Origin of the sequence: Shewanella algidipiscicola (assembly GCF_003605125.1) — a bacterium.
GTDB lineage: Bacteria > Pseudomonadota > Gammaproteobacteria > Enterobacterales > Shewanellaceae > Shewanella > Shewanella algidipiscicola.
Genome location: NZ_QPQT01000028.1, coordinates 1 through 2,183 on the forward strand (window position 1 = coordinate 1; position 2,183 = coordinate 2,183).

Genomic DNA, 2,183 nt, shown 5'->3' on the forward strand with positions numbered 1-2,183 from the left:
CCTCTAAAGGGCCGTAGGAGACTACTACGTTGATAGGCAAGGTGTGTAAGCGTTGTGAGGCGTTGAGCTAACTTGTACTAATGACCCGTGAGGCTTAACCATACAACCCAAAAGGGTTTTACTTGAAACGTTCCAGACGTTGAAAGTACTTCCTCCATCCATGGAGGTCGCGATAATGGTTAACTTTAGCGAAAGAATACAGACACTTGATTTAGTGTGACTCAATTTAAAACTTTCTGCGTAAGCGGGAACAGCTTTCTAAATTTCCAATTTTGTCTGGAAACCATAGCATTGTGGTACCACCTGATCCCATCCCGAACTCAGAAGTGAAACGCAATCGCGCCGATGGTAGTGTGGGGTCTCCCCATGTGAGAGTAGGTCATTTCCAGACGCCTAATTTGTTTTCAATATGAAAATAAAATAGTTTAGTGAATGATGCAGTTAAATGTAAGACATCAATTTGCGCAGAGTTTTGTGCTGATATGGCTCAGTCGGTAGAGCGCATCCTTGGTAAGGATGAGGTCCCCAGTTCGATTCTGGGTATCAGCACCATTATTTAGATACTTAGTTAAATACAAAGTATCAACAAAATTTTTCTGGAAACCATAGCATTGTGGTACCACCTGATCCCATCCCGAACTCAGAAGTGAAACGCAATCGCGCCGATGGTAGTGTGGGGTCTCCCCATGTGAGAGTAGGTCATTTCCAGACGCCTAATATGAGAAAAGCCCGTTGCTAATGCAACGGGCTTTTCTCGTTTAAGCCTAGAGATAACCACTCGAACATGGGGAAATAAAAAGTCCGAATGTGGTGAGGCTCAAAACCATGTGGAGGTCGATAAATGTTCCAGACAATATCGACACTTCCGCCATCCTTGGCGGTCGTAGGGGGCAGCGTCTGTGCTTATCAAGCGCAGCTTGATGCTGGACCTGAACGCGGAGAGCTAGCTCGAAGCTGGACATGACGGACGCCTAATTTACTCGTAAAGCATTGTTGAGAAGCCACCCGAATAAGGTGGCTTTTTACGTTTAAAGAGTTTTAATATTTTAACCCTACTCCTCGAATTTGTCTGTGATGATAACAGCTGGCTTCTCTGCTTATGTAAGCATGAACGCCCCACTATGTGCGTCGATAAGTGCTCCTAGGTAACAGTTACATGGGTTAGCCTATTTCCTATATCCTTTTAGTTGTTCAATATCGACACCTCCGTGATGCATTGCGGTGGCCACATCGCTGAGCTTGGTGAAAATCCGCATCATGCGTTTATGATATTCTTGGCATCAATGTTATAAACGCGAGGAGGTTACTTGTAGCTGGGCATGTCAGGTACTTGCTTATTTTCGAAAGAGAATTTAACAAGCACTAGCAACTACCCAATGAAAAGGGGGGGCTAGAGCTTGATTGCTTTTTATGTTCACCTAAATTACGTCAGGCAATTACAGGTCACTCCTTGACTGCATTTGGAAGTGGAAATAATAGTGCTCAACACGAGATATTTGCACAAATCTGTTATCAAAAATTGAGAACACCTTGTTCGATATGGATTTCTGGTTGAGATGCTGCACAAGCCTATGGAATTGGAGGGCAGCTCTGGTGTGTAGGATGGTCGCTAGATCAATGATAAATGTCTAAAGGAGTTGGAAGTATCATTATATGCCTGTAAGTACTGATAAGTGAATCACGTCCAGTTGTGTAGTGCTTGTGAAATCCTTTGTCTTGTGGTTGTTTTAGCCGATAGGGGCATTATTTACTTTTGTTGTTTCAAGCAAACCTTGTTTGGAATCAATAATGAATGGGTTCGAGAAGTAGATACGCTGAGATGTTAATAAACGTTTGAACTGTATTTTAAGCTTTGCCTGCGTTGCGATATGCAATAGTGTGAGTGTGGGCAGGTATTACCTGGGTATTAGTAGTATATGCCGAAAACCTTGGTTGGCTGTGATTGCAGTGCATTCAGTTTTGATTGGTTTATATGTTCGCTTGTTATTTGTGGGTAAGTCTGTGCATAAGCCGTGTGAGGTATGTGCTTAAGTGAGGTATAAAAACTAATTCCATTTTTAGTGAAAAAAGCCCTTGCGCCCATCTGAGAACTGCCTATAATGCGCATCCACTGACACGGCACAGCAGGCCAACTATCTAGGTAGTATAGGACTTGCAGCTAAGTCAGCGTCTCTTTTAACAAA

General features: G+C 43.1%; 1 protein-coding gene, 1 tRNA gene and 3 rRNA genes. All 5 read left to right on the forward strand.

What is annotated here, in order from left to right:
* A 23S ribosomal RNA gene (locus DVO77_RS18860) occupies window positions 1-102 on the forward strand; the annotation flags it as partial.
* 173 nt (window positions 103-275) lie between these two features.
* Window positions 276-391, forward strand: a 5S ribosomal RNA gene (rrf, locus tag DVO77_RS18865).
* Window positions 392-476: 85 nt separating this feature from the next.
* Window positions 477-552, forward strand: a tRNA-Thr gene (locus DVO77_RS18870).
* Window positions 553-595: 43 nt separating this feature from the next.
* Window positions 596-711 (forward strand): 5S ribosomal RNA (gene rrf / locus DVO77_RS18875).
* Window positions 712-841: 130 nt separating this feature from the next.
* The gene (locus DVO77_RS19365) at window positions 842-964 is read left to right on the forward strand and encodes a hypothetical protein (protein ID WP_282958257.1); all 123 of its coding nucleotides are present in this window, start codon (window positions 842-844) and stop codon (window positions 962-964) included.
* The last annotated feature ends 1,219 nt before the right edge of the window (window positions 965-2,183 follow it).